Here is a 23,852-nt window from a genome sequence, read left to right on the forward strand (position 1 = left end):
CTGGCAACCCCCGCAGCGACGCTCACACGGACCTCGCGCAGCGCCGCCCGCCGAAGGACGCGACCCCGCCCGCCCACGTCCGGGCAGGGGTGGCGCGCCTGGTGCCGCCGGATGCACCGGCGCCCGTGTCGGTCCGGGTCACGTCACGGCCTCGAGGCGGGCCGCGAGCTGCGGCCAACCCGGCCCGCGGGTCACGGCGCCCGACGGCGCGACGGCGACGGCGGTCGCGACCTCGAGCCCGTCACGCGAGCGCCGGACCACGGCGACCTCCGCGAGCGACCGCCGCGCCCTGCCCGGTCCCGCCCGCCGCAGGTGCAGCACCGCGTCGAACGCGGCGGAGGCCTGAGCGGCCGTCGCGTCACGCCCGAGGCCCGCGAGCGCCGCGAGCGCCTCGAGTCGGGCCGGGACGTCGGCCGCGGTGTTCGCGTGGACCGTCGCGCACCCTCCGTCGTGGCCGGTGTTCAGCGCGGCCATGACCTCGCGGACCTCGGCACCACGACACTCCCCGAGCACGATCCGGTCGGGCCGCATGCGCATCGCCTGGCGCACCAGCTCGGCGAGGTCCACCCGGCCCGCACCCTCGACGTTCGCGCGCCGGGCCAGCAGTCGCACGACGTGCGGGTGGTCGGGCGCGAGCTCGCCGGACTCCTCGATGACGACGATGCGCTCGTCGTGACCCGCCCACGACAGGAGCGCGGCCAGCAGCGTCGTCTTGCCCGCGCCCGTCGCGCCGGAGACGAGCAGGTTGGCGCGTGCGTCGACGAGGCCGCGCACGACGCCGACGATCTCGGGGGCGATCGTCCCGACGCGGACCAGCTCGTCCATCGACAGCGCGCGCGAGCGCACCACGCGCAGGCTCAGCAGCGCGCACCCGCCTGCCACGGGCGGCAGCACGGCATGCAGCCGGGTGCCGTCGGGCAGGCGAGCGTCGACGGTGGGTGCGCCGTCGTCGAGCCGCTGCCCGCCGGCTGCCGCGAGCCGCACCGCGAGCGCCCGCACGTCCTGCTCGGATCCCAGGTCGACGTCCGTGCGCGTCAGCCGGCCGTCGAGCTCGACCCACACGTCGCGCGGACCGTTGACGAGCACGTCGCTCACGCGCGGGTCGTCGAGGAACGGCTGCAGGGGACCGGCCCCGAAGATCGCCGCGCGCACGGCGTGCACCGTCGCGGGGAGCACGGCGGACCCGAGCACCGCACCGCGCTCGCGCGCGACGAGCTCGACGGCGCGCGCGAGCGCGTGCTCACCGGCCGGGAGCTCGTGGACCCGTTCGCGCACCGCGTCGACGAAGCCCGGCTCGACGACCACGGGCTCGACCGCACCCGCGAGCACGAGGTTCACCACGCGCCGACCCGCACCGACCCGGCAGGCTCGTCGACGCCGAACCCGCCCCCCGCACCGACCTGGCCCCCCGGGCCGAGCCGGGCGTCCGTGCCGAGCCGGGCCTCCGGGCCGAGACCGGCCGCGCCGCCGACCCCGGGACCCACCGCAGGACCGACACCACCACGCGCCGGACCACCCCCGTACGTGGCACGGTCCGGTGCCGGCCCGGCCGTGCGATCGGTGCCCACGGCTCGCGCGACGCGCGCCGCGGCCCGCGCGACCGCACCGGTCAACGGCACCCCACCGCGTTCCGTCGCGGCCGCGGTGCGGCGGTCGACGGCGAGCCGCGCGAGGACCGGCAGCTCCACCGCACGCGCGAGCTCGTCCGCCCCCAGCCCGCCCGGGGACGGCCCGACAGCGACGATGCCGACATGCGCGCCGTGGCCGACGAGCCGGTCGCGCATCGCCAGGACGCCTGCGACGGTGCGCAGGTCGCGCGGCGCGAGCACGACGATCGCATCGCATGCCGCGGCGACCGACTCCCCGGTCACGACGCCGGCGCGTTCGAGGTCGAGCACCACGACGCCGCACACCCCGGCGAGCGCGTGCAGCACGTCGGCGACCACGCCCGGCTCGGGGAACGACGGACGCTGCCGGTCGGCGCTGAGCACCGCGCACGGCCCCCAGCGCGGGAGCAGCGCGAGCACCTGCGTGCCGTCGACGTCGCCGCGCGCCGAGGTCAGGTCGGGCCAGCGCACGCCGTCGGTGTCCTCGAGCGCCAGCAGGACGTCGATGCCCGCGGCGCACCGGTCGAGGTCCACGAGCGCGGTCGCGGTGCGCCGCGCGAACCGCGCCGCGAGCGCCGCCGCGAACGTCGACGCGCCTGCCCCACCACGCCCGCCGACGACCCCGATCACCCGCGCGCGCGCCGGGTCCTGACCCGCGCCCGGTCCGCGGCTCGGCACCGCTCGGTACGACGAGGCCGCCGGCGGCGGAGCGTCCAGCTCGGTGCCCTCGGCCGTCGGCCACGTGTCCCTGCCCCGCCACACGCCGTGCTCGTCCGTTGCCCCCACGCTCCGCCTCCCCTCGGTCGTCCCATCGCCCGCTCGGCCGGCGGCGTGCGCCAGCAGGCGGCCTGCGTCGCCGGGCTCGTCGCAAGCGCGGATGTGCCGACCCTGGCGCACCGCGTCGGCGGCGAGCGGTGCGCCTCGACGAACCTGTGGACGCGCACGCCGTCGACGTGGGCTGGGGTCGGGTCGCGCCGACAACGTCCGGCCCCGCCGGTGCCGTGTCGGACGAGGTCGCTACGCTCGCGGGGGTGCCCTCCCCGGGCACGTGACGCACCACGAGCCCGCGACCCGAGGAAGGAGCGCGCCGATGGCCGACGACGCCGACGACCGGGCCGAGCCCGCGCGCACCGCGCACCGGCCCACGCGCGCCGCAGCGTTCTTCGACCTCGACAAGACGATCATCGCCACGTCGTCGGCCACGGCGTTCTCGCGCGGCTTTCTCGCCGAGGGCCTGCTCACGCGCCGCAACGTCCTGCGTACCGCGGTCGCGCAGTTCCTCTACCTCGTCGGCGGCGCCGACGCCGCGCAGACCGAGCGCCTGCGCGCGAACCTGTCGCGCACGGTCACGGGCTGGCCGGTCTCGCAGGTGTCGCAGATCGTCGCCGAGACGCTGCACGAGGCGATCGACCCGACCGTCTACGCCGAGGCCGTCGCGCTCATCGCGGAGCACCACGCGGCGGGCCGGGACGTGGTGGTCGTCTCGGCGTCGGGCAGCGAGATCGTCGAGCCCATCGCGGCGGTGCTCGGGGCGGACCACGTCGTCGCGACGCGCATGCAGGTGGTCGACGGCCTCTACACGGGCGACATCGACTTCTACGCCTACGGCGAGAACAAGGCCGAGGCGATCCGCGAGCTCTCGCAGTCCCACGGCTACGACCTCGCGTCGAGCTTCGCGTACTCCGACTCGATCACGGACGCCCCGATGCTCGGCGTCGTCGGGCACGGGTTCGCGGTCAACCCCGACCGCGCGCTGCGGCGGCTCGCGGTCGAGAACGGCTGGGGTGTGCTGGCGTTCCGACGGCCCGTGCCGCTGTTCGACTTCGACCGTGAGGCACGGGTCGCGAGCGCGCTCGTCGTCGCCGCGGTGGTCGCCGGGGGCCTCGCGTGGTGGCTCTGGCACCGGCGCCGAGCACGCGGGCGCTGACGCACGGCACGCTCCCTGGCCCGTCCGGACTGCGGACACCGGTCCCAGACTGTGAACCGGCGGGGCCGGTCACCTGCGACGACGACGGCACCACTATCCGAACCCCGCGATCGGGGGTATCAACGGAGTCACAACTGCAGAGCCGCGAGGGTACCCACGCGCAGGTGTAGCCCACCTTCGGGCAGGTCGACCGGGCTGGTCCCGTTGCGAACCACGAGAGTGCACGCTTGATCACCCTCAGGCAGCAGACACGACGACGGCGTCCCTCGGGGCGCCGTCGCTCGTGCGCGCCGATCCCGTCCGGCATCGCGGTCAGGTCGTCAGCCGCCACCGAGGTCAGCGGGATCTGACGACCTCGCACAGTCCTGACGACCTCGCGGGCGACGACGGACGTGTCAGGACAGGGAGCCGGCGAGCACCGAGTCCGCCACCGCGCGCGCTGCTGTGGCGCCCGCGACGACCGCCGACGCGTACGCCGTGACCCACGCCGCGACCCGGTCCGGCTCCCCCGTCGCGTAGCCCGCCACCCCCGCGACGTAGAGCTGGGGCGAGGCGGCCCACGTGAGCTCGGGCAGGATCGAGCCGGTCGGGTCGAGCCCGCCGGACGTGGCGATCACCCGCGCGACGAGCCGAGCGACCATCCCGTTGCCCGCGACGAACGGCCGCACGGCCAGCACCTCCGCGTGCACGAGCGCCGCGACGACGAGCGCGGGCGCGGTGGTCGTGGCGACGGTCCGGGCGAGCAGGTCGATGCGCGACGCGACCTCGAGCCCTGTCGACGACGAGCCGAGCCCTCGCTGGTCGAGCGCCGGCTCGTCTGTACGCAGCCGCCCGAGCGCGTCGACGGGCAACCACCCGGCACCGACGACCGTGTGCGCACGGGCGAGCAGCTGCGGCAGGGGCGGCAGCGCCGCACGCTGCTGCGCGCCGAGGTCGGGCACGAGCGCCTCGACGAGCGAGGACCCGCGCAGCGCCCCGACGAGCACGGACTGCGCATCCACGCCGCGCCCACCGGCGTACTGCACGCCGGTGGGCGCGGCACCGGCCCCCAGCGGGGCAGTCGCCCGTGCACCGTCGTCGGGCGGGGACGACGAGCTCGTCGCCCAGCTCGTCGTGCCGGTCGCGAGCGAGCGCACGAGGTCGAGCGGCAGCCGCGCGCCCTCGAGCGAGGCGCTGGCGTGCGCGGCGCGCAGCCCGGCCTCGGCGCGCACCTCTCGCCAGCGCCTGCGGTACGCCTCATGCCAGCGCAGCTCGTCGCACGCGGTGCGCGCGCTCTCGACGGCCTCAGCCGTCATCTCGACCCACCCGGCCAGCACGTCCCGCGTCACCCCGCGACGGTACCCGCGCCCCGAGTCCCCGAACGGCCGCGCGGCCCGAGCACGGTGCGCGGCCACTGACCGCGCGGCACACTGGCGCCATGGCCGGGCCCAGCGTGTCGTCGTCCATCACCGTCCGCCTGCACCTCGCAGCCCGCCCCACGGCGGTGAGCGAGCTGACGACCGCGATCGAGCAGGCGGGCGGCATCGTCACCGCGCTCGACGTCACCGCGTCCGAGCACGAGCAGATGCAGGCCGACGTGACGTGCGCGACGCGCGGCGAGGAGCACGCCGCGCAGATCGTCGCGGCTCTGGACGGCCTGGACGGCGTGCGCGTCGACCGCGTGAGCGACCGGACGTTCCTCATGCACCTGGGCGGCAAGCTCGAGATCACGTCCAAGGTCCCGCTGCGCAACCGTGACGACCTGTCGATGGCGTACACCCCGGGCGTCGCGCGGATCTGCGAGGCGATCGCCGCGCACCCGGAGGACGCCCGGCGGCTGACGATCAAGCGCAACACGATCGCCGTGGTCACCGACGGCACGGCCGTGCTGGGCCTGGGCGACGTGGGCCCGCTCGCCGCGCTGCCGGTCATGGAGGGCAAGGCGGTGCTGTTCAAGCGGTTCGCGGACATCGACGCGTTCCCGATCGCGCTCGACACCACGGACGTCGACCAGATCGTCGAGACGGTGTGCGCGATCGCTCCGGTGTTCGCGGGCATCAACCTGGAGGACATCAGCGCGCCGCGGTGCTTCGAGGTCGAGCGGCGGCTGCGCGAGCGGCTCGACATCCCGGTGTTCCACGACGACCAGCACGGCACGGCGATCGTCGTGGTGGCGGCGCTGACGAACGCGCTGCAGGTGGTGGGCAAGCGCATCGAGGACGTGCGGATCGTGCTGTCGGGTGCCGGTGCGGCGGGTACGGCGGTGCTGCGGCTGCTGCTCGCGGCCGGGGCGCACGACGTCGTCGTCGCGGACATCGACGGCGTGATCCACCCGGACCGGCCGGGCCTGACCGAGTCGCTGCGGTGGACGGCCTCGGTGACCAACCCGCGCGGCGTGACCGGGACGATCCCGCAGGCGCTCGTGGGGGCGGACGTGTTCATCGGCGTCTCCGCGCCGGACGTGATCACGGGCCGCGACGTGTCCCACATGGCGAAGGACGCGATCGTGTTCGCGCTCGCGAACCCGCGCCCGGAGGTGGACCCCGACGACGCGGCGCAGTACGCGGCGGTCGTCGGCACGGGCCGCTCCGACTTCGCGAATCAGATCAACAACGTGCTCGCGTTCCCGGGCGTGTTCCGCGGCCTGCTCGACGCGCAGAGCCACCGCATCACCGACGAGATGCTGCTCGCGGCGGCCGGCGCCCTGGCCGCGGTGGTCCGCCCCGACGAGCTCAACCCCACCTACATCGTCCCGAGCGTCTTCAACCCGGAGGTCACGACGCGCGTCGCGGCCGCGGTCGCGGAAGCCGCCCACGACCACCCCTGACGCCGCTCGAACCGCGCCACTGGGTGGAGAAGGTCACGCCGTACATGACCGGGTCCACCCAATCGACTCGCGCCCCGGCGGGCGTGGTCAGCGGAAGGCGCCGCGCACGTACTGGGGCTGGTAGCCCGTCGTCGTGACGGCCTTGAGCGGCACGGACGCGGACGGCTCGGGTGAGGCGGGCAGCTCGCCGAGCCGCACGCCGAGGTGGTGCGCCGCGCGCAACGGCCACGACGGGTCTCGCAGCGCACCGCGTCCGACGAGCACGGCGTCGGCTGAGCCGTCGGCAAGCACCTGCTCCGCGAGCGCCGGGTCGTCGAGCAGGCCGACCGCCGCCACGGGCAGCCCCGAGACCTCCCGGACCCGCCGGGCGAACGGCACCTGGTAGCCGGGCTCGACGGGGATCGCGGCGAGCGCGTTGCCGCCGGTCGAGACGTCGACGAGGTCCACACCGTGCCCGACGAGCGTGCGCACCACCTGTGCGACGTCCTCGACGCTCAGCCCGTCCGGGGTCCAGTCGGTCGCGGACACGCGCACGAGCAGCGGGCGGTCGTCGGGCCAGGCGGCGCGCACCGCGTCCACGGTCTCGACGAGCAGGCGCGCCCGGTTCTCGAGCGAGCCCCCGTAGGCGTCGGTGCGCTCGTTGGACAGCGGCGACAGGAACTGGTGCAGCAGGTAGCCGTGCGCGGCGTGCACCTCGACGACGTCGAACCCGGCGTCGACCGAGCGGCGCGCGGCGGCGGCGAACGCCTCGGGTACCGCGGCGACCTCGTCGGCCGACAGCGCGGCGGGCGGTGCGAGCTCGGGGAACGCGAGCGCCGACGGACCGCGCGTCGTCCAGCCCCCGTCGTCGGCCGGGACGGTGCCCGACGACGCCGAGAACGGCCGGTACACCGACGCCTTGCGCCCCGCGTGCGCGAGCTGCACGCCGATCCGGGTGCCGCGCGCGTGCACGAAGTCGGTGACGCGCCGCCACGCGACCGCGTGCTCGTCGGACCACAGCCCGGCGTCCTGCGGGGTGATCCGACCCTCGGGGACCACCGCGGTCGCCTCGGTGAGCAGCAGGCCGAACCCGCCCGACGCGCGTGCGCCCAGGTGCACGAGGTGCCAGTCGTCGACGAACCCGTCGACCGACGAGTACTGGCACATGGGCGCGAGCCACGCACGGTTGGTGAACGTCGTGCCACGCAGGGTCAGGGGTGAGAACAGGTGCGTCACGCGCGCGAATCTACGTCCCCGAGCGCGTCTCACCCGCGCGCGCAGCCTTTCGTCCCACGAACCGGATACGCGTCCACGCGAGCATGGCCAGGTGCTGAGCATCGAGGAAGCGGTCGAGACCCAGGCCGAGAACGCGCACCACAAGGTCGAGCTGCTGTCGACGCCGTGGTTGTTCCTGGTCCGCACCATGCTGGCCGGTGCGTACATCGGCATCGGCGTGGTCATCATGGTCGAGGCGGGCGGCCCGCTCGTCGCCGCCGGGAACCCGTTCGCGCCGCTCGTGCAGGGCATGGTCTTCGGCGTCGCGCTGACGATCGTCGTGATCGCCGGGGGCGAGCTCGCGACGTCCGCGATGATGATGCTCACGCAGGGCGCGATGCGCCGTCGCATCTCCTGGGGCAAGGCGGGCGTGACGCTGCTCGCGGTGCTCGCCGGGAACCTCGTCGGCGCGTTCCTGTTCGCGACGCTCGTGCACCTGTCCGGCGTCACGGCACCGGGCACCGCGGCGGGCGAGAACATCGCCCGGATGATCGAGCACAAGGCGCACGAGACGAACGTGCAGCTCCTGGTCCGCGGCATCCTGTGCAACCTGCTGGTCTGCCTCGGCGTGTGGTGCGCGACGAAGCTGCGCGACGAGGCCGCGAAGATCATGGCGATCTTCGCGTGCGTCATGGTCTTCATCACCTCGGGCTTCGAGCACGTGGTCGCGAACATGACGACGATGTCGCTCGGCCTGCTCGGCGACCTGCCGGGCGCGACCGTGCTCGAGTTCGCGCGCAACATGCTCTTCGTCGGCCTCGGCAACACGATCGGCGGCGCGCTGCTCGTCGGCGCCGCGTACGCGTACCGCGCGACGCCGCGCCTCACCGAGCCGACCGCGGCCGTCACGGCGGCGGTGACGCCGTCCGACGAGCCGGCGGCCGACGCGCCCGCGAACGACGCGCCTGCGAGCGACGTCGCCGCGACCCCGACCGACGAGCAGGCGGACGACCGCGACTCCTCCGCGACTCGCGTCCCCCAGCAGGCGACCCGGAGCGAACCCGCCCTACGGTGAGTGGTGACGGCGGTGCGAGCCGGCACCGCCCGGAGCCGGGAGCCGTGATGAGCACCTCCGACGACGAGACCGCTCGTGCCGAGGCCGCTGGACGAGCCGCCGACCCGACGAGCACCTCCGAGCCCTCCTCGGACACCGCCCGGCACGCCGTGGTGCGCCCCGAGCCCACCCCTCCGCCACCGCCACCCAGCGGCGCCAGGCCCTCGACCGTCCCCGCACCACCGCCCGCACCCTCGCCCGCGCCGGTCCTCGCGAGCCCGCCCGACGACGGCACGGAGCAGCCCACGACCGGGCAGGCGCCACCCCAGGCGACACAGCCTGCCGGTGATCAGACGCGCGCCGACGACCCCGCACTCTTCCCCACGCCGAACGCACCGCACCGCACCGCGACGGGCACCCACGTGCTCGGTGCGCTCGCGGGCCTCCTGCTCGCTCCCCTCGCGGTGACGGTGCTGCTGCTCGGGCAGTCGCGCATCCTCGCGGTGCAGGTGGTGGGCTGGGACGACGCGGTCGACTGGTCGGGCGTCGTGCTCGTCGTGCTCGCGCTCGTCGCGCTGGGGTGGGTCGCGCTGCTCGCGGTGTGGACCCCCGCGGCTCCGATCACGGGCGGCGTGGTGCTCACGGTGCTCGGTGCGGTCGCCCTGACGGCCCCGCACGTGGTGCACACCCAGGTGCTCCGCGTGGTCGACGAGAGCAGCTGGCGGTCGACGGCGCTCGAGGTCACGGTCGCGGGCACGTCGGGCACGCTGCTGGTCGCGGGCTTCCTGCTGCTGCTCGCGGGCGTCGTGGCGCTCGCAGCGCACCGGCGCGGCCTCGCCCTCGGGGCGTTCCGCGAGCGCCACCGCTGACCTCCCGACGAGCGGCGCGCACGGGTCCCACCGCGCGGCACCCCGCGGGTCGCTGCGCGACCCGCGAACCGCCGGATACCGCCCACCGCAGGGCGCATCGGGCCCGGTGGTGGCTAGAGTCTCCCCACGGAAGGACCTTGGTCCTGCCTCGTTCGACCCGCACCGATGTCGCTGCACCTGGAGGCCTGCGTGTCCGACCCGACCGCCGGCGGCCTGGAGAACCTTCTCTCCGAGGACCGTCGCTTCCCGCCGTCTGCCGAGTTCGTCGCGCAGGCGAACGCCACCGCGGACCTCTACTCGTGGGCGAACGCGGACCGCCCCGCCTTCTGGGCCGAGCAGGCGCGCGACCTCATCTCGTGGAGCACGCCGTTCCAGGAGGTGCTCGACTGGTCGCAGGCACCGGTGGCGCGGTGGTTCGCGGACGGCAGGCTGAACGCCGCCTACAACGCGGTGGACCGGCACGTCGAGAAGGGCCGCGGCGACCGGGTCGCGCTGCACTTCGAGGGCGAGGGCGGCGACACCCGCACGATCACCTACGCGGACCTGCAGCGTGAGGTCTCGAAGGCCGCGAACGCCCTGACGGCGCTGGGCGTCGGCACGGGCGACCGGGTCGCGATCTACCTGCCGCTGATCCCCGAGGCGGTCTTCACGATGCTCGCGTGCGCCCGCATCGGCGCGCCGCACTCGGTCGTGTTCGGCGGCTTCTCCGCCGAGGCGCTGCACAGCCGCATCCTCGACGCCGAGGCGACGCTCGTCGTGACGGCCGACGGCGGTTTCCGGCGCGGCGCGCCGTCCGCGCTCAAGCCCGCGGTCGACGAGGCGCTCGCGAAGGGCCCGACGTCAGTCGAGCACGTGCTCGTCGTGAAGCGCACGGGACAGGACGTCGAGTGGACCGAGGGCCGCGACGTGTGGTGGTCCGACGTGGTCGACCCGGCGTCCGACCAGCACACGCCGGTCGAGGTCGACGCCGAGCACCCGCTGTTCATCCTCTACACGTCGGGCACCACCGGGAAGCCGAAGGGCATCTTCCACACGACCGGCGGGTACCTCACGCAGGCGGCGTACACGCACCTCAACGTGTTCGACCTCAAGCCGGAGACGGACGTCTACTGGTGCACGGCCGACATCGGCTGGATCACCGGTCACACGTACGTCGTGTACGGGCCGCTGGTCAACGGAGCGACGCAGGTCATCTACGAGGGCACCCCGGACACCCCGCACCGCGGCCGCTGGTGGGAGATCATCGCGAAGTACGGCGTGACGATCCTCTACACCGCTCCCACGGCGATCCGCACGTGCATGAAGTGGGGCGAGGAGATCCCGGGCCAGTTCGACCTGTCGTCGCTGCGCGTGCTCGGGTCGGTGGGTGAGCCCATCAACCCCGAGGCGTGGATGTGGTACCGCCGGGTCATCGGTGGCGACAAGGCCCCGATCGTCGACACGTGGTGGCAGACGGAGACGGGCGCGATCATGATCAGCCCGCTGCCGGGCGTGACCGAGACCAAGCCGGGCTCGGCGCAGGTCCCGCTGCCCGGCATCGCGGCGGACGTCGTCGACGACGACGCGCACCCGGTCCCGAACGGCGCGGGCGGCTACCTCGTGCTCACCGAGCCGTGGCCGGCCATGCTGCGCGGCATCTGGGGCGACGAGGAGCGCTACAAGGACACGTACTGGTCGCGGTTCCGGGGCCTGTACTTCGCGGGCGACGGCGCCAAGAAGGACGACGACGGCGACATCTGGCTGCTGGGCCGGGTCGACGACGTGATGAACGTGTCCGGTCACCGGCTGTCGACCACGGAGATCGAGTCCGCTCTGGTCTCGCACCCGTGGGTGGCCGAGGCCGCGGTGGTCGGCGCGACCGACGACACCACAGGGCAGGCGGTCGTCGCGTTCGTGATCCTGCGCGGTGACGCGGGCGTGGGCGAGTCCTCGCCCGACGAGGTGCAGCTCGAGCTGCGCAACCACGTCGCCAAGGAGATCGGCCCGATCGCCAAGCCGCGCCAGGTGCTCGTGGTCCAGGAGCTGCCCAAGACGCGCTCGGGCAAGATCATGCGCCGGCTGCTGCGCGACGTCGCCGAGCACCGGGCGGTGGGCGACGCGACCACCCTCGCCGACTCCTCGGTGATGGATCTCATCGCACAGGGTCTGTCCACACCCTCGGCCTCGTCGCAGGACTGACGGGCGCGAGCCGAGAACCGCTGCGGCGCCGCACGAAGCGGCGACCTCCAGGTCACGCGGCCCGGGACGTGCAACCGCCCCGGGCCGCGTTCGTCGTCCCCGACGCGCAACGTTTAGGCGCGTGTCCCGACGGCGACCGCCCTGGTTGGGTGACGGTGTGCCTGCCCTCGGCGGGTACTCAGCCAACCCCACCGGCCACGCACGCCGTGGCCACGACCCACGATGATCTTCGGCTACCCAGCCCAGTCGCCGAGGCTCTCAGGAAGAGGTTTTCCATGAGGTCTCGACCCCTGTTCGCGTGCGCTGCGGCGGCCGCCATGGTCGTCGCGCTCGGCGCCACGGCCCTGGCCACGTCGGCCACCGCCGCGACGCCCCCGGGCCTGCACGTCTCCGGGACGCAGCTGCTGGAGAAGGACGGCACGCCGTTCGTCGCCCGCGGCGTGAGCCACGCGCACACCTGGTACACGTCCCAGACACCCACGGCGATCCCGGCGATCCGCGCCGCCGGGGCCAACGCGCTGCGCGTCGTGCTGTCCGGCGGCGACCGCTGGACCAAGAACGACGCGACCGACGTCGCGAACATCATCAGCCTGTGCAAGGCCAACAAGCTCATCTGCATGCTCGAGAACCACGACACCACGGGCTACGGCGAGCAGAGCGGTGCGGTCACGCTCGACAAGGCCGCCGACTACTGGGTGAGCATCGCCTCGGCCCTCAAGGGCCAGGAGGACTACGTCCAGATCAACATCGGCAACGAGCCGTACGGCAACAACGCCACCGCCAACGCCGGCTGGACCGCTGACTCGATCGCGGCGATCAAGAAGCTGCGCACCGCGGGCCTGCACCACAACATCGTGATCGACGCACCGTCGTGGGGTCAGGACTGGGCAGGCATCATGCGCGACAACGCCCAGACCGTCGCCGCGGGCGACCCGGACGGCAACGTCCTGTTCTCCGTCCACATGTACGGCGTCTACAACAACGCCTCGACCATCAAGACGTACCTCGACGCGTTCAAGGCGAAGGGCCTGCCGCTCGTGATCGGCGAGTTCGGCAACATGCACTCCGACGGCGACCCCGACGAGGACACGATCATGTCCGAGGCGGTCGCGCGGGGGCTCGGGTACTACGGCTGGTCGTGGTCCGGCAACGGCGGCGGCGTCGAGTACCTGGACATGGTCACGGGCTTCAACCCCGCCCAGAAGACCTCGTGGGGGACGCGGATCTTCGACGGCGCGAACGGCATCAAGGCCACCGCGGTCACGGCGAAGATCTTCGGCTCGCAGCCGACCTCCACGCCCACCCCGACGCCGACACCCACGGTCACGCCGACGCCGACACCCACCCCGACGAGCACGCCGTCACCGACGCCCACCGCGTCGCCCACGACGAACCCCACCGGCACGTGCGTGGCGACCTTCACGGTCGTCGGCTCGTGGCCCGGCGGGTTCCAGGGCGCGGTGACCGTCAAGGCGGGCGCGACCGCGCTCTCGTCGTGGCGCACGACGTTCGCCCTGTCGGGTGCCACCGTCCAGCAGGGGTGGAGCGGCACGTTCAGCGGCACGTCCATCGTGACCGTGACGAACGCGCCGTGGAACGGGGCCCTCGCGCCGGGGCAGACCGCCGAGTACGGGTTCATCGGCTCGGGTGCCGCGCCCAGCACGCCGCCCCCGGTGACGTGCGCCTGAGCTGACGCGTCCGCTGCGTCCGACGAACCTGCGTCCGACGAGCACGCGTCCGACGGGCACGCGCCGGCGAGCACCGGCGCCGCCTCGCCCTGGTCCGAGCCTCGCGCTCAGGCCAGGGCGAGGTGCGTCAGGAGCTCCTTGACCGAGTCACGACCGGCCCGGTTGGCGCCGACCGTCGAGGCCGACGGCCCGTAGCCGACGAGGTGGATCCGCGGGTCGGCGGCCACGCGTGTCCCCTCCATCACGACCCCGCCGTGCGGGCCCCGCAGCCGCAGGGACGCGAGGTGGTCGAGCGCGGGCCGGTAGCCCGTGGCCCACACGATCGTGCGCGCCTCGACGTGCGGGTCGCCGCCGACCCACGCGCCCGGCCCGACGAGGGGGTCGTCGGGCGCACCGTCGGCACCGACGGCGGGCACGGGTGGCGGGACCGGGTCGTCCCACGCGACGCCGTCGGCGACGATCCGGCTGAACATCGGCCGCGCCCGCAGCACGCCGGACGCGATGCCCTCGCGGTACGCGTCGGTCAGCGGCAGACCGGTGACGGAGACGATCGACCCGGGCGGCAGCCCCACCGCGGTGCGCTCGGCGACGAGGGCGACGGCGGCACGCCCGAGCTCGGGCGTCAGGTCGCCGTGCCGCCAGGCGGGCGGGCGGCGGGTGACCCACGTGGTCGTCGTGACCTGGGCGAGCTCGAGCAGCAGCTGCACGGCCGACGTCCCGCCGCCCACGACGACGACGTGGCCGTCGGCGAGATCGTGCGGGTCACGCACGTCGCGCGAGTGCACCTGACGGCCGCGGAACGCCGCACGGCCCGGGTAGGTGGGCCAGAAGGGCTTGCGCCACGTGCCCGACGCGTTGACGACCCCGCGCGCACGCCACACCACCGACTCGCCGCTGGTGTCGACGAGGTGCGACGTGACCCGCAGGCGCCCGCGGCCGAGCCGGTCGTCCGGCTCGTCGGGGTCCTCCTCGACGCGCGTCACGGTCACGGGACGCTGCACGTGCAGGCCGAACGCCTCCTCGTACTGCGCGAAGTAGTACGGCACCGCCTTGGCGGCGCTCTCGGAGGGGTCCGGCACGAGCAGCGGCATGCCCGGCAGGTCGTGCACCCCGTGCGCGTCGGAGACCCGCATGCCGGGCGGCCGGTGCTGCCACGCGCCGCCGGGCTCGGGCGCGTCGTCGAGCACGACGAACGTCGCGGCCGCGTCCTGCCAGCCGCGGTCTCCGACGGGCACGAGCCCCGCGCGGTGCAGGTGGTACGCCGCGGACAGGCCCGCCTGGCCGGCTCCGATCACGACGACGTCGACGTCGACCACCGTGGGCGCGCCGTCCTGCTGGGTGCCGTCGACCTCCGGACGGGACTCGGCCTCGGCCTCAGCACGTGCCCGCCGGGCTCGTCGTCCGCCGACGACCCCCTGCGCCCGCTCGGCCACCGGCGCGACACCGGCGGGCTCGGCCACCGGCGCGACACCGGCGGGCTCGGCCGTCGCGGGCTCCGCAGTCGCGGGGTCGGCCGTCGCGGGGTCGGTGCGCGGCGGCGCGGCGCTCTCGGCGGCGGCCGCCGCGGCGGCGCGCAGGCTCCGGCGGGTCACGCGCCGCGTCCCGGCAGGGTTCGTCGGGGTGGCCTGGTCGGCCGAGGGCTCCGTCACGGCCGCGGCGCCCGCGAGCGCTGTTGCCGGAGGCAGCGGGTCGCGGTCATCCCGGCCCGCGCGCACGAGGTCGGGGTCGAGGTTCATGATCGGTCCAACGTACGTCACCCGGACCGCCGACCACAGGCCGATCGCGCGGCGGTCAGGCGACCGGGGCCGCTCACCGGCTCCCCACCTGTCGCTCTCCCGGGTGACCCGCTGCCCTCGAGCCGTCTCGCGTGATGGGATGGGCGGATGGTCGAGCCGACGAAGGCACGCGTCGCGGTCACCGCGCACACCGGACCCCTCGAGCCCCTGACCGCTGCCGCGGTCCGTCGGCTCGCCGCCGAGGCGGCGGCGCACGACGAGGTGGCCCCTCTCTCCGAGCAGCCGCTGCTGTGGCTCGAGGACCCGCAGGCGGCAGTCGTCCACCTGCTGGCGACGCTCTCGCCGGGGGACGCCGCACAGGTCGTCGGCTACGCGCAGGTCGAGGTCGGCAGCACGACGACGGCCCGCGCCGAGCTCGTCGTGCACCCGGCGCACCGCGGAGCGGGCGTGGGGTCGGCCCTGCTCGAGGCCGCGGGCGGGCAGGCGCGCGAGGTCCCGTCGCGCGTGCTGCACGTGTGGGCGCACGGCGACCTGCCGCAGGCCCGGGCGCTCGTGCGCTCGGCGGGCATGGCGGTCGTGCGCGAGCTGTGGCAGATGCGCCTCGACCTCGCGCGGCGGCCCACGGCGCCGGACCGGCCGCTGCCGCCCGGGGTCACGGTGCGCGCGTTCGTGCCGGGACAGGACGAGGAGGCGTGGCGCCGGGTCAACTCGCGCGCGTTCGCCCACCACCCCGAGCAGGGCCGCATGACGAGCGCGGACCTGCGGGCGCGCGAGGCCGAGCCGTGGTTCGACCCGGCCGGCTTCCTGCTCGCCGAGCGCGACGGCGTCCTGCTCGGCTCGGTGTGGACCAAGGTCCACCCGGCGGGTGAGCACGGCGACGAGCCGGTCGGGGAGATCTACGTCGTCGGCGTCGACCCGGACGCCCAGGGGCTCGGGCTGGGCGGCGCGCTGACCGACCTCGGGCTGACGCACCTGACGGTCACCGGGCTGCGCTCGGTCATCCTCTACACCGAGGCGGCGAACGAGGTCGCCATCAGGACGTACCGCCGTGCGGGGTTCGTGCGCAGCGGGGTGGACGTGATGTTCGGGGACGACACGCCTCGTTCACCCAGTGGTGCCACCATGGCCCCATGACGGACGCGACCGCCCTCGACTCCGAGCTCGAGGACCGCATCGCCGAGCACCTCGCGCGCGCCGACGCCGCCGTGCCGAGCGTGGAGCTCGAGCCCCTGCCGCACGACCGCTTCCTCGACCGCGAGCTGTCGTGGCTCGCGTTCAACCAGCGGGTCCTGGAGCTCGCGGAGGACGTCGACCTGCCGCTGCTCGAACGCGTGCGGTACCTCGCGATCTTCGCCTCGAACCTGGACGAGTTCTTCATGGTGCGCGTCGCGGGCCTCAAGCGGCGGATCGCCACGGGCATCGCGGTGACCGCGGCGTCCGGGCTGAGCCCGCGACAGGTGCTCGAGGCGATCAGCGAGAAGGCGCACGAGCTCATGGACCGGCACGCGCGCGTGTTCGTCGACCACGTGCAGCCCGCGCTCGCGAGCGAGGGCATCACGCTCGTGCGCTGGCAGGACCTGGGCGAGTCGGAGCAGGACCGCCTGCGCAAGTTCTTCAAGCGGCAGATCTTCCCGGTGCTCACGCCGCTCGCGGTGGACCCGGCGCACCCGTTCCCGTACATCTCGGGGCTCTCGCTCAACCTCGCGGTCGTCGTCGTGAACCCGGTGACCGGCAAGGAGCACTTCGCGCGCGTGAAGGTCCCGCCGCTCCTGCCGCGGTTCATCGCGGTCGACGCCTCGGGCCGGCCCAGCGCGCCCGACGAGCAGACGGCGTCGGTCGAGAAGGGCCCGACGAGCTTCGTGCCCGTCGAGGACGTGATCTCCGAGCACCTCGACCACCTCTTCCCCGGCATGGAGGTGCGCGAGCACCACACGTTCCGGGTGACGCGCAACGAGGACGTCGAGGTCGAGGAAGACGACGCCGAGAACCTCCTCAAGGCGATGGAGAAGGAGCTGCTGCGCCGGCGGTTCGGCCCGCCGGTGCGCCTCGAGATCGCCGAGGGCATCAGCCCCCGCATCCGCACGCTGCTCGTGCGCGAGCTCGGCATGGCGGAGGACGAGGTCTACGAGCTGCCCGCGCCGCTCGACCACACGGGGCTCAACGTCATCGCCGACCTGGACCGCAGCTCGCTGCAGTTCCCGCGGTTCGTGCCGACGACGCACCGCCAGCTCGCCGAGGTCGAGTCGGCCACGCCCACGGAGATGTTCGCCAAGATCCGCGAGCGCGACATCCTGCTGCACCACCCGTACGACTCGTTCTCGACGAGCGTGCAGACGTTCCTCGAGCAGGCCGCGGCGGACCCGAACGTGCTGGCGATCAAGCAGACGCTGTACCGCACGTCGGGCGACTCACCGATCGTCGACGCCCTGATCGACGCGGCCGAGGCCGGCAAGCAGGTCCTGGCCCTCGTGGAGATCAAGGCCCGGTTCGACGAGCAGAACAACATCTCGTGGGCGCGCAAGCTCGAGCAGGCGGGCGTGCACGTCGTGTACGGGATCGTCGGGCTCAAGACGCACTGCAAGCTCAGCCTGGTGGTGCGTCAGGAGGCCGACGGGTTGCGGCGCTACAGCCACGTCGGCACCGGCAACTACCACCCGAAGACCGCGCGGCTCTACACCGACCTGGGGCTGCTCACGAGCGACCCGGACGTCGGGCAGGACCTCACGCGGCTGTTCAACCAGCTCTCGGGCTACGCCCCCAAGAGCCGCTTCCACCGGCTGCTCGTCGCGCCCCGCTCGGTGCGCACCGGGCTCGTGGAGCGGATCGACCGCGAGGCGGAGGCCGCGCTGGCCGGGCAGCCCGCGTGGATCAAGATCAAGGTCAACTCGATGGTCGACGAGGCGACGATCGACGCGCTGTACCGCGCGAGCCAGGCGGGCGTGCCCGTCGACCTCGTCGTGCGCGGGATCTGCGCGCTGCGTCCCGGCGTCCCCGGCCTGAGCGAGACCATCCGCGTGCGCTCGATCCTGGGCCGCTTCCTCGAGCACTCGCGCGTGTTCGCGTTCGCGCACGCCCAGCCGGCTCCCGAGGACGGCTTCGAGGGGCCCGAGGTGTTCATCGGCTCGGCTGACCTCATGCACCGCAACCTCGACCGGCGCGTCGAGGCGCTCGTGCGGGTGGCCGACCCGGACCAGGTCGCGGAGATCGTCGACCTGATCGACGAGTCCGTCGCGCCCACCACGTCGTCGTGGCACCTGGAGCCCGACGGCTCGTGGCAGCGGCACTCGCGCGCGCAGGACGGCACGCCGCTGCTCGACCAGCAGTCCGCTCTCATCACGCGCCAGCGGCGGCGGCCGGGCTCGGGCCTGTGAGCTCGACACCCAGCACGACCGTCGTCGAGGCGGCCGGTGCGCTGGTCTGGCGCGTGCGCACCGGGCGCCTGCAGGTGGCCCTGGTGCACCGGCCGCGCTACCGCGACTGGTCGTGGCCCAAGGGCAAGCTCGACCCCGACGAGACCGTCGTGGCCGCCGCGTGGCGCGAGGTCGCCGAGGAGACCGGGCACGACGTCGTGCTCGGCGTCCCGCTGCCCCCGCTCGAGTACACGCTGTCCGACGGTCGCCTCAAGCGCGTGCACTACTGGGCCGCGCAGGTCGCGGGGCGCGACGACGCGGCGGCCCTGCGCGCACGGCCGCCCGTGCCGCGGGCGTCGCGCGACGAGATCGACCAGGTGCGCTGGTACGACGTCGAGGCCGCCGCGGCGCGCCTGACGCGACCCGGCGACCGCGCGCCGCTCGTCGCGCTGGTCGCCGCGCACGCCAAGGGCCGCCTCGACACGCGCGCCGTGATCGTCGCGCGCCACGGCACGGCCAAGCGCCGCAGCACGTGGCCCGACGGCGAGGAGTCACGTCCGCTCACGCCGGTCGGCCGTCGGCAGGCGGCGCAGCTCGTGCCGGTGGTCTCCGCGTTCGGCGCGGTGCGGGTGGTGACCAGCCCGTGGCGGCGCTGCGTCGAGACCGCGCAGCCTTACGCGTCGGGCGCGCAGGTGCCCATCGAGAACGTCGCGGCCCTGTCCGAGCACGGGCACGCGCACGCGCCGCAGGACGTCGCCGCCCTCGTCGGCGAGCTGCTCCAGTGGCCCGGCGACTCGCTGCTGTGCACGCACCGCCCCGTCCTGCCGACCGTCATGCAGGCGCTGGCCGCGCACGCCCGGCGCTCGGTGCGCGAGGCGCTGCCGGCCGACGAGCCCTACCTGCACCCCGGGCAGGTGCTCGTCGCGCACGTCGCGCAGCGCGCGTCGGGGCCGCGCGTGGTCGCGGTCGAGACGCACCGCTCCTGGATGTGACCGACGACCGGCTGTGACGTGCCGCACCCCGGGACGTCCACCCCGCCCTGGTGGGCCGCGGCGGGCCTTACGATGATCGAGCGACGTCGGGCCGCGGTAGCCCCGGGCTCCATCTTCAGCCGCTTCGAGCGGCCGTGCGCCGAGAGGCGCTCCCGGTCCGGCGTCGCGCTCCCGTCAGTCCCCCCGGTCAGTCAGGAGAGTGCCCACGGACATCCGGTGAGCCTGTCACCATGTGTCCATGCGGTCGACGCACCCCGTTTCAGGAATCGTCGTCCGGGAACTAACCTGAGCCCGACCTACCTCCCCTCCTCCGGAGCCTGAAGTGCGCCTGCGCCTGACACCGCGCGACACCACGTTCTTCGACCTGTTCGCTGCGTCCGCGCAGCACCTGGTCACGGGAGCGAACCTGCTGAGCGAGATGCTCGGCGCCACGCCTGCGGCCCGCAAGGAGATCAACAAGCGGATCTCCGAGGCCGAGCACCTCGCGGACGAGGCGACGCACCAGATCATGCGTCGGCTCAACCAGACGTTCGTGACGCCGTTCGACCGCGACGACATCTACATGCTCGCCTCGGCGCTCGACGACTGCATGGACTACATGGACGAGGCCGCCGACCTCATGGTCCTGTACAAGGTCGGCGAGCTGCCGGCGCGCGTCGCCGACCAGGTCCAGGTCCTGCAGCGGTGCGCCGAGCTGACCGCCGAGGCCATGCCGCGGCTGCGCTCGATGGACTCGCTCTCGGAGTACTGGGTCGAGGTCAACCGCCTCGAGAACCAGGCGGACAAGACGTTCCGCAAGCTCCTCGCGCAGATGTTCGACGAGATCGCCGACCCGATCCTGCTCATGAAGTTCAAGGAGATCGTCGAGGCGCTCGAGGACGCGGCTGACGCGTTCGAGAAGGTCGCCAACGCGGTCGAGACGATCGCCGTCAAGGAGTCCTGAGCTCCGTGGAGGTCGCGCTCGTCATCCTCGTCGTCGCGCTCGCGCTCGGCTTCGACTACACCAACGGGTTCCACGACGCCGCGAACGCCATCGCGACGTCCGTCTCGACCCGTGCGCTGACGCCCCGGATCGCGCTGATCATGGCCGCGGTCATGAACTTCGCGGGTGCGCTGCTGGGCACCGAGGTCGCCGAGACGATCGCGAAGTCGATCGTCGACTTCCAGGACGCCGCACCGCACTCCCAGCTCGTCGTCGTCCTGTGCGCGCTCATCGGCGCGATCACCTGGAACCTCATCACCTGGTGGTTCGGCCTGCCGTCGTCGTCGACGCACGCGCTCATCGGCGGTCTCGTCGGCGCGGGCCTCGCGGGCGGTCTGGGGGTCTACGGCTCCGCGATCGTCGACAAGGTCGTCCTGCCGATGATCTTCTCGCCGCTCGTCGGCTTCGGTCTCGCGTTCGTCATCATGGTGCTGCTGCTGTGGGCCGTGCGGAACGCGAACCCCACGCGGGCCATGCGCCGCTTCCGCCTCTCGCAGACGGTCTCCGCGGCCGCGATGGCGCTCGGCCACGGTCTGCAGGACGCGCAGAAGACGATGGGTGTCATCGTCATGGCGCTCGCGGCCGTCGGCTGGGCCACGCCCGGTGAGATCCCCCTGTGGGTCAAGCTCGCCGCGGCCGGTGCGATCTCCGCGGGCACGTACGCGGGTGGCTGGCGGATCATGCGCACGCTCGGCCGCAAGATCATCGAGCTCGACCCGGCGCGCGGCCTCGTCGCCGAGTCCGTCTCGGCCGTGGTGCTCTACGTCAACGCCTTCGCGCTGCACGCGCCGGTCTCGACCACGCACACCATCACGTCGGCGATCATGGGCGTCGGCGCGACCAAGCGGCTGTCGGCCGTGCGCTGGGGCGTCGCCAAGAACATCGCCATCGCGTGGGTCCTGACGATCCCGGCGGCGGCGCTCGTCGCGGCGCTCTTCACCCTGGTGCTGCGCCCGATCCTCGGCGCCTGACACCCGGGGGCCTCGCGCCCGACGCCTGACGCCCGGGCCTCGGCCCCGTCAGTCGAGTCGGCCGGCGCGCCACAGGCGCGCGGCGTCCTCGAGCTCCTCGGCCGTGCGCAGCAACGCGGAGGCGCCGAGCGTCATGCGCGTCGCGCCGGTCGGGTCGACGTCGTCGAGCCGGTCGGCGTCGAACGCCGCACCCGCGGCGAGCACGCGGCAGAACGCGCCCGCACGCTCGAGCGCGACGTCGAGGTCGCCCGTGTAGACGCCCGAGAGCACCGCATCGGCGACGGCGCGCACGTCGGCGGGTCCGGGGGCGTCGGCGACGCCCGCGACCACGTCGTGCACGGGCACCGCGGCGGTGCCCTGGCGGTACCGGTCCGCGACGGTCGCGGGGTCGCGGCGCACCCACTCGCGCAGCACGTACAGGCGCCACAGCGCGCCCGGCAGCGTCGTGGGCGCGCTGTCGGACCACAGGGCGGCCACGACGTCGAGGCCCTCGGTCTCGACGAGCGCGACGAGCCTCGCGACGACGTCCGGGTCGGCCGTGGCGCGCCCCTGGTGCACGAGCGCCGCGGCGGTGGTGTGGGCGATCTCGGAGCGCAGCGCGGGGTCGATCGCGCCCGGGAGCTCGTCGGCCTCCTGCGGGTCCATCATCGCGGGTCGGCGCGGGCGGCGCGGTTCGTCAGCCACGCCTCACCTCCTCCTCGTCGGGCGTCGGCGGCACGTCCGGATCGGGTGCCCCGGCCATCTCTCGAGGTGCAGCGTCGCACGTCGCGGTCCAGTGTGTGAGTCAGGGCATCGCCCCCGCGCCGACGGGGCGGGTCGGCAGGGCTGATTCGACGAGGGCCGTCAGGGGAGAGGGGCACGCATCATGTCCACAGGAACGGGGTCCACGGGGTCGGACGAGCCGGTCGGCGCGAGCCCCGCACGCGCAGGCGGCGCTTCGGGCGCCGGGGGCCTGCGCAGCCCGCACCACGGCAAGGCGGTGGGCCTGGCGATCGCGGCGGCGGTCGGCGGCTTCCTGTTCGGCTTCGACTCCTCCGTCATCAACGGCGCGGTCAAGGCGTTCACCGACGAGTTCGCCCTGGGCGACGCCCTCTCGGGGTTCGCCGTCGCCGTGGCGCTGCTCGGCTGCGCTCTGGGCGCGTGGCTCGGCGGACGGCTCGCGGACCGGTGGGGCCGCACGCGCGTCATGTTCCTGGGCGCGGTGCTGTTCTTCGTGTCGTCGATCCTGTCCGGCATCGCGTTCGGCGTGTGGGACCTGATCCTGTGGCGCGCGATGGCCGGCATCGGCATCGGCATCGCGTCGGTCATCGCGCCGGCCTACATCGCCGAGATCGCACCCGCCACGATCCGCGGGCGGCTGGGCTCGCTGCAGCAGCTGGCGATCGTGATCGGCATCTTCGCCGCTCTGCTCTCGGACCAGATGCTGGCGCTGGCGACGCCCGGCGAGGGCGCCGACGCCTCGGGTGAGCTGTGGCTCGGCCTCGAGGCTTGGCGCTGGATGTTCATCGTGGCGGTGGTCCCCGCGACCGTGTACGGCGTGCTCGCGCTGATGATCCCCGAGTCCCCGCGCTACCTGGTGGCCCAGGGCAAGCAGGACGAGGCGCTGTCCGTGCTGACCGACGTGCTCGGCACGCGCGAGGAGGCCGAGAACCGCCTGGGCGAGATCCAGCAGACGATCAAGGCGGACGAGTCGGCGCCCAAGGCGAGCCTGCGAGGGCCGCGGTTCGGCCTGCTGCCGCTGGTCTGGGTCGGGATCCTGCTGTCGGTGTTCCAGCAGTTCGTCGGGATCAACGTGATCTTCTACTACTCGAACACGCTGTGGCAGGCGGTCGGGTTCGACGAGAGCGACTCGTTCACGATCTCGACGATCACGTCGATCACCAACGTCGTCGTCACGTTCATCGCGATCGCGCTCGTCGACAAGGTCGGCCGCCGTCCGCTGCTGCTGATCGGCTCGGCCGGGATGGCGCTGTGCCTGGGGCTCATGGCGCTCGCGTTCACGCAGTCCTACGAGATCCCCGACCCCGAGAACGCGGGTGAGGTCCTCACGCAGCTGCCCGGGAGCTGGGGCACGGTCGCGCTGGTCGCGGCGAACGCGTTCGTCGTGTTCTTCGGGGCGACGTGGGGCCCGCTCGTGTGGGTGCTGCTCGGCGAGATGTTCCCGAACCGCATCCGCGCCGCGGCGCTGGGGCTGGCGGCCGCCGCGCAGTGGATCGCGAACTTCCTCATCACGATCTCGTTCCCGCCGCTCCTGGGGGCGTTCGGCGCGTCGGTGCCCTACCTGATGTACGCGATCTTCGCGGCGCTGTCGTTCTTCTTCACGCTGTGGAAGGTCCCGGAGACCAAGGGCGTCGAGCTCGAGGACATGGAAGGGCTCAAGGTCGAACGGCGCACGCGCGGCGCAGCCGCCTGACCTCGCCGGCGACCCCCTTCGGCGCGACCCCTTCGCCATGCCCACCGAGGGTCGCGGCGAGGTGTGACCGGGCAGACAGGCGAAT

The 23,852-nt window shown here is 73.9% G+C and carries 18 protein-coding genes; 12 read left to right on the top strand and 6 right to left on the bottom strand.

Features of this window, described 5'->3' with window-relative positions; translation table 11 throughout:
- Positions 1–138 precede the first annotated feature (138 nt).
- Entirely contained in the window at positions 139–1,341 is a 1,203-nt protein-coding gene (locus CGE01nite_RS04990; RefSeq protein ID WP_229747490.1) for a TadA family conjugal transfer-associated ATPase, read from the bottom strand.
- Positions 1,335–2,393, bottom strand: a complete 1,059-nt coding sequence (ssd, locus tag CGE01nite_RS04995; RefSeq protein ID WP_229747491.1) for a septum site-determining protein Ssd — start codon at positions 2,391–2,393, stop codon at positions 1,335–1,337. The genes CGE01nite_RS04990 and ssd overlap by 7 nt, the downstream gene beginning before the upstream one ends.
- Before the next feature lie 304 nt (positions 2,394–2,697).
- Between ssd and CGE01nite_RS05000 the strand changes: the two genes are divergently transcribed.
- Positions 2,698–3,534: an HAD family hydrolase gene (locus tag CGE01nite_RS05000; protein ID WP_048342094.1), complete on the top strand. Its 837-nt coding sequence runs from the start codon at positions 2,698–2,700 to the stop codon at positions 3,532–3,534.
- A gap of 395 nt (positions 3,535–3,929) precedes the next feature.
- Here CGE01nite_RS05000 and CGE01nite_RS05005 read toward each other — a convergent pair whose 3' ends face one another.
- Positions 3,930–4,862: a Fic family protein gene (locus CGE01nite_RS05005; protein WP_229747492.1), complete on the bottom strand. Its 933-nt coding sequence runs from the start codon at positions 4,860–4,862 to the stop codon at positions 3,930–3,932.
- Between the two features lie 89 nt (positions 4,863–4,951).
- Between CGE01nite_RS05005 and CGE01nite_RS05010 the strand changes: the two genes are divergently transcribed.
- Entirely contained in the window at positions 4,952–6,340 is a 1,389-nt protein-coding gene (locus tag CGE01nite_RS05010) for an NAD-dependent malic enzyme (RefSeq protein WP_141369355.1), read from the top strand.
- An 87-nt stretch (positions 6,341–6,427) separates the two neighbouring features.
- On the opposite strand, the gene CGE01nite_RS05015 is transcribed toward CGE01nite_RS05010, so the two are convergent.
- Positions 6,428–7,555, bottom strand: coding sequence for an NADH:flavin oxidoreductase/NADH oxidase (locus CGE01nite_RS05015; protein ID WP_218022598.1), 1,128 nt, complete (start codon positions 7,553–7,555; stop codon positions 6,428–6,430).
- A gap of 91 nt (positions 7,556–7,646) precedes the next feature.
- On the opposite strand from CGE01nite_RS05015, the gene CGE01nite_RS05020 reads away from it, so the two are divergent.
- The 4 genes from CGE01nite_RS05020 to CGE01nite_RS05035 all read left to right on the top strand — a co-directional run bounded on the left by CGE01nite_RS05020 (position 7,647) and on the right by CGE01nite_RS05035 (position 13,323).
- Complete coding sequence (locus tag CGE01nite_RS05020) at positions 7,647–8,609, top strand: formate/nitrite transporter family protein (RefSeq protein ID WP_141369359.1); 963 nt, start codon at positions 7,647–7,649, stop codon at positions 8,607–8,609.
- Between the two features lie 47 nt (positions 8,610–8,656).
- Complete coding sequence (locus tag CGE01nite_RS05025; protein WP_141369361.1) at positions 8,657–9,457, top strand: hypothetical protein; 801 nt, start codon at positions 8,657–8,659, stop codon at positions 9,455–9,457.
- A 165-nt stretch (positions 9,458–9,622) separates the two neighbouring features.
- Entirely contained in the window at positions 9,623–11,635 is a 2,013-nt protein-coding gene (gene acs / locus CGE01nite_RS05030; protein ID WP_141369363.1) for an acetate--CoA ligase, read from the top strand.
- 275 nt (positions 11,636–11,910) lie between these two features.
- Positions 11,911–13,323 carry a cellulase family glycosylhydrolase gene (locus tag CGE01nite_RS05035; RefSeq protein ID WP_141369365.1) on the top strand — a complete coding sequence of 471 codons (1,413 nt, stop codon included), beginning with the start codon at positions 11,911–11,913 and terminating at the stop codon, positions 13,321–13,323.
- A 107-nt stretch (positions 13,324–13,430) separates the two neighbouring features.
- Here CGE01nite_RS05035 and CGE01nite_RS05040 read toward each other — a convergent pair whose 3' ends face one another.
- Positions 13,431–15,059 (bottom strand): flavin-containing monooxygenase, encoded by a 1,629-nt coding sequence (locus CGE01nite_RS05040; RefSeq protein WP_176587484.1) that lies wholly within the window; start codon positions 15,057–15,059, stop codon positions 13,431–13,433.
- Between the two features lie 147 nt (positions 15,060–15,206).
- On the opposite strand from CGE01nite_RS05040, the gene mshD reads away from it, so the two are divergent.
- From mshD to CGE01nite_RS05065, 5 genes are all read left to right on the top strand, one after another.
- A complete protein-coding gene (gene mshD / locus CGE01nite_RS05045) occupies positions 15,207–16,193 on the top strand; it encodes a mycothiol synthase (protein ID WP_141369367.1) in 987 nt (328 codons plus the stop codon).
- Entirely contained in the window at positions 16,190–18,430 is a 2,241-nt protein-coding gene (locus tag CGE01nite_RS05050) for an RNA degradosome polyphosphate kinase (protein WP_048344075.1), read from the top strand. Before mshD ends, CGE01nite_RS05050 begins: the two co-directional genes overlap by 4 nt.
- Complete coding sequence (locus CGE01nite_RS05055) at positions 18,427–19,401, top strand: NUDIX hydrolase (protein WP_048344074.1); 975 nt, start codon at positions 18,427–18,429, stop codon at positions 19,399–19,401. Before CGE01nite_RS05050 ends, CGE01nite_RS05055 begins: the two co-directional genes overlap by 4 nt.
- A gap of 322 nt (positions 19,402–19,723) precedes the next feature.
- On the top strand, positions 19,724–20,344 hold the full coding sequence (locus CGE01nite_RS05060; RefSeq protein WP_048344073.1) for a DUF47 domain-containing protein: 621 nt from the start codon (positions 19,724–19,726) through the stop codon (positions 20,342–20,344).
- A gap of 5 nt (positions 20,345–20,349) precedes the next feature.
- Entirely contained in the window at positions 20,350–21,354 is a 1,005-nt protein-coding gene (locus CGE01nite_RS05065) for an inorganic phosphate transporter (RefSeq protein WP_048344072.1), read from the top strand.
- A gap of 48 nt (positions 21,355–21,402) precedes the next feature.
- On the opposite strand, the gene CGE01nite_RS05070 is transcribed toward CGE01nite_RS05065, so the two are convergent.
- On the bottom strand, positions 21,403–22,002 hold the full coding sequence (locus tag CGE01nite_RS05070; protein WP_048344071.1) for a hypothetical protein: 600 nt from the start codon (positions 22,000–22,002) through the stop codon (positions 21,403–21,405).
- A 217-nt stretch (positions 22,003–22,219) separates the two neighbouring features.
- On the opposite strand from CGE01nite_RS05070, the gene CGE01nite_RS05075 reads away from it, so the two are divergent.
- Complete coding sequence (locus CGE01nite_RS05075) at positions 22,220–23,767, top strand: sugar porter family MFS transporter (protein ID WP_141369369.1); 1,548 nt, start codon at positions 22,220–22,222, stop codon at positions 23,765–23,767.
- Positions 23,768–23,852: the final 85 nt, after the last annotated feature.

This window comes from Cellulomonas gelida (assembly GCF_006538725.1).
GTDB lineage: Bacteria > Actinomycetota > Actinomycetes > Actinomycetales > Cellulomonadaceae > Cellulomonas > Cellulomonas gelida.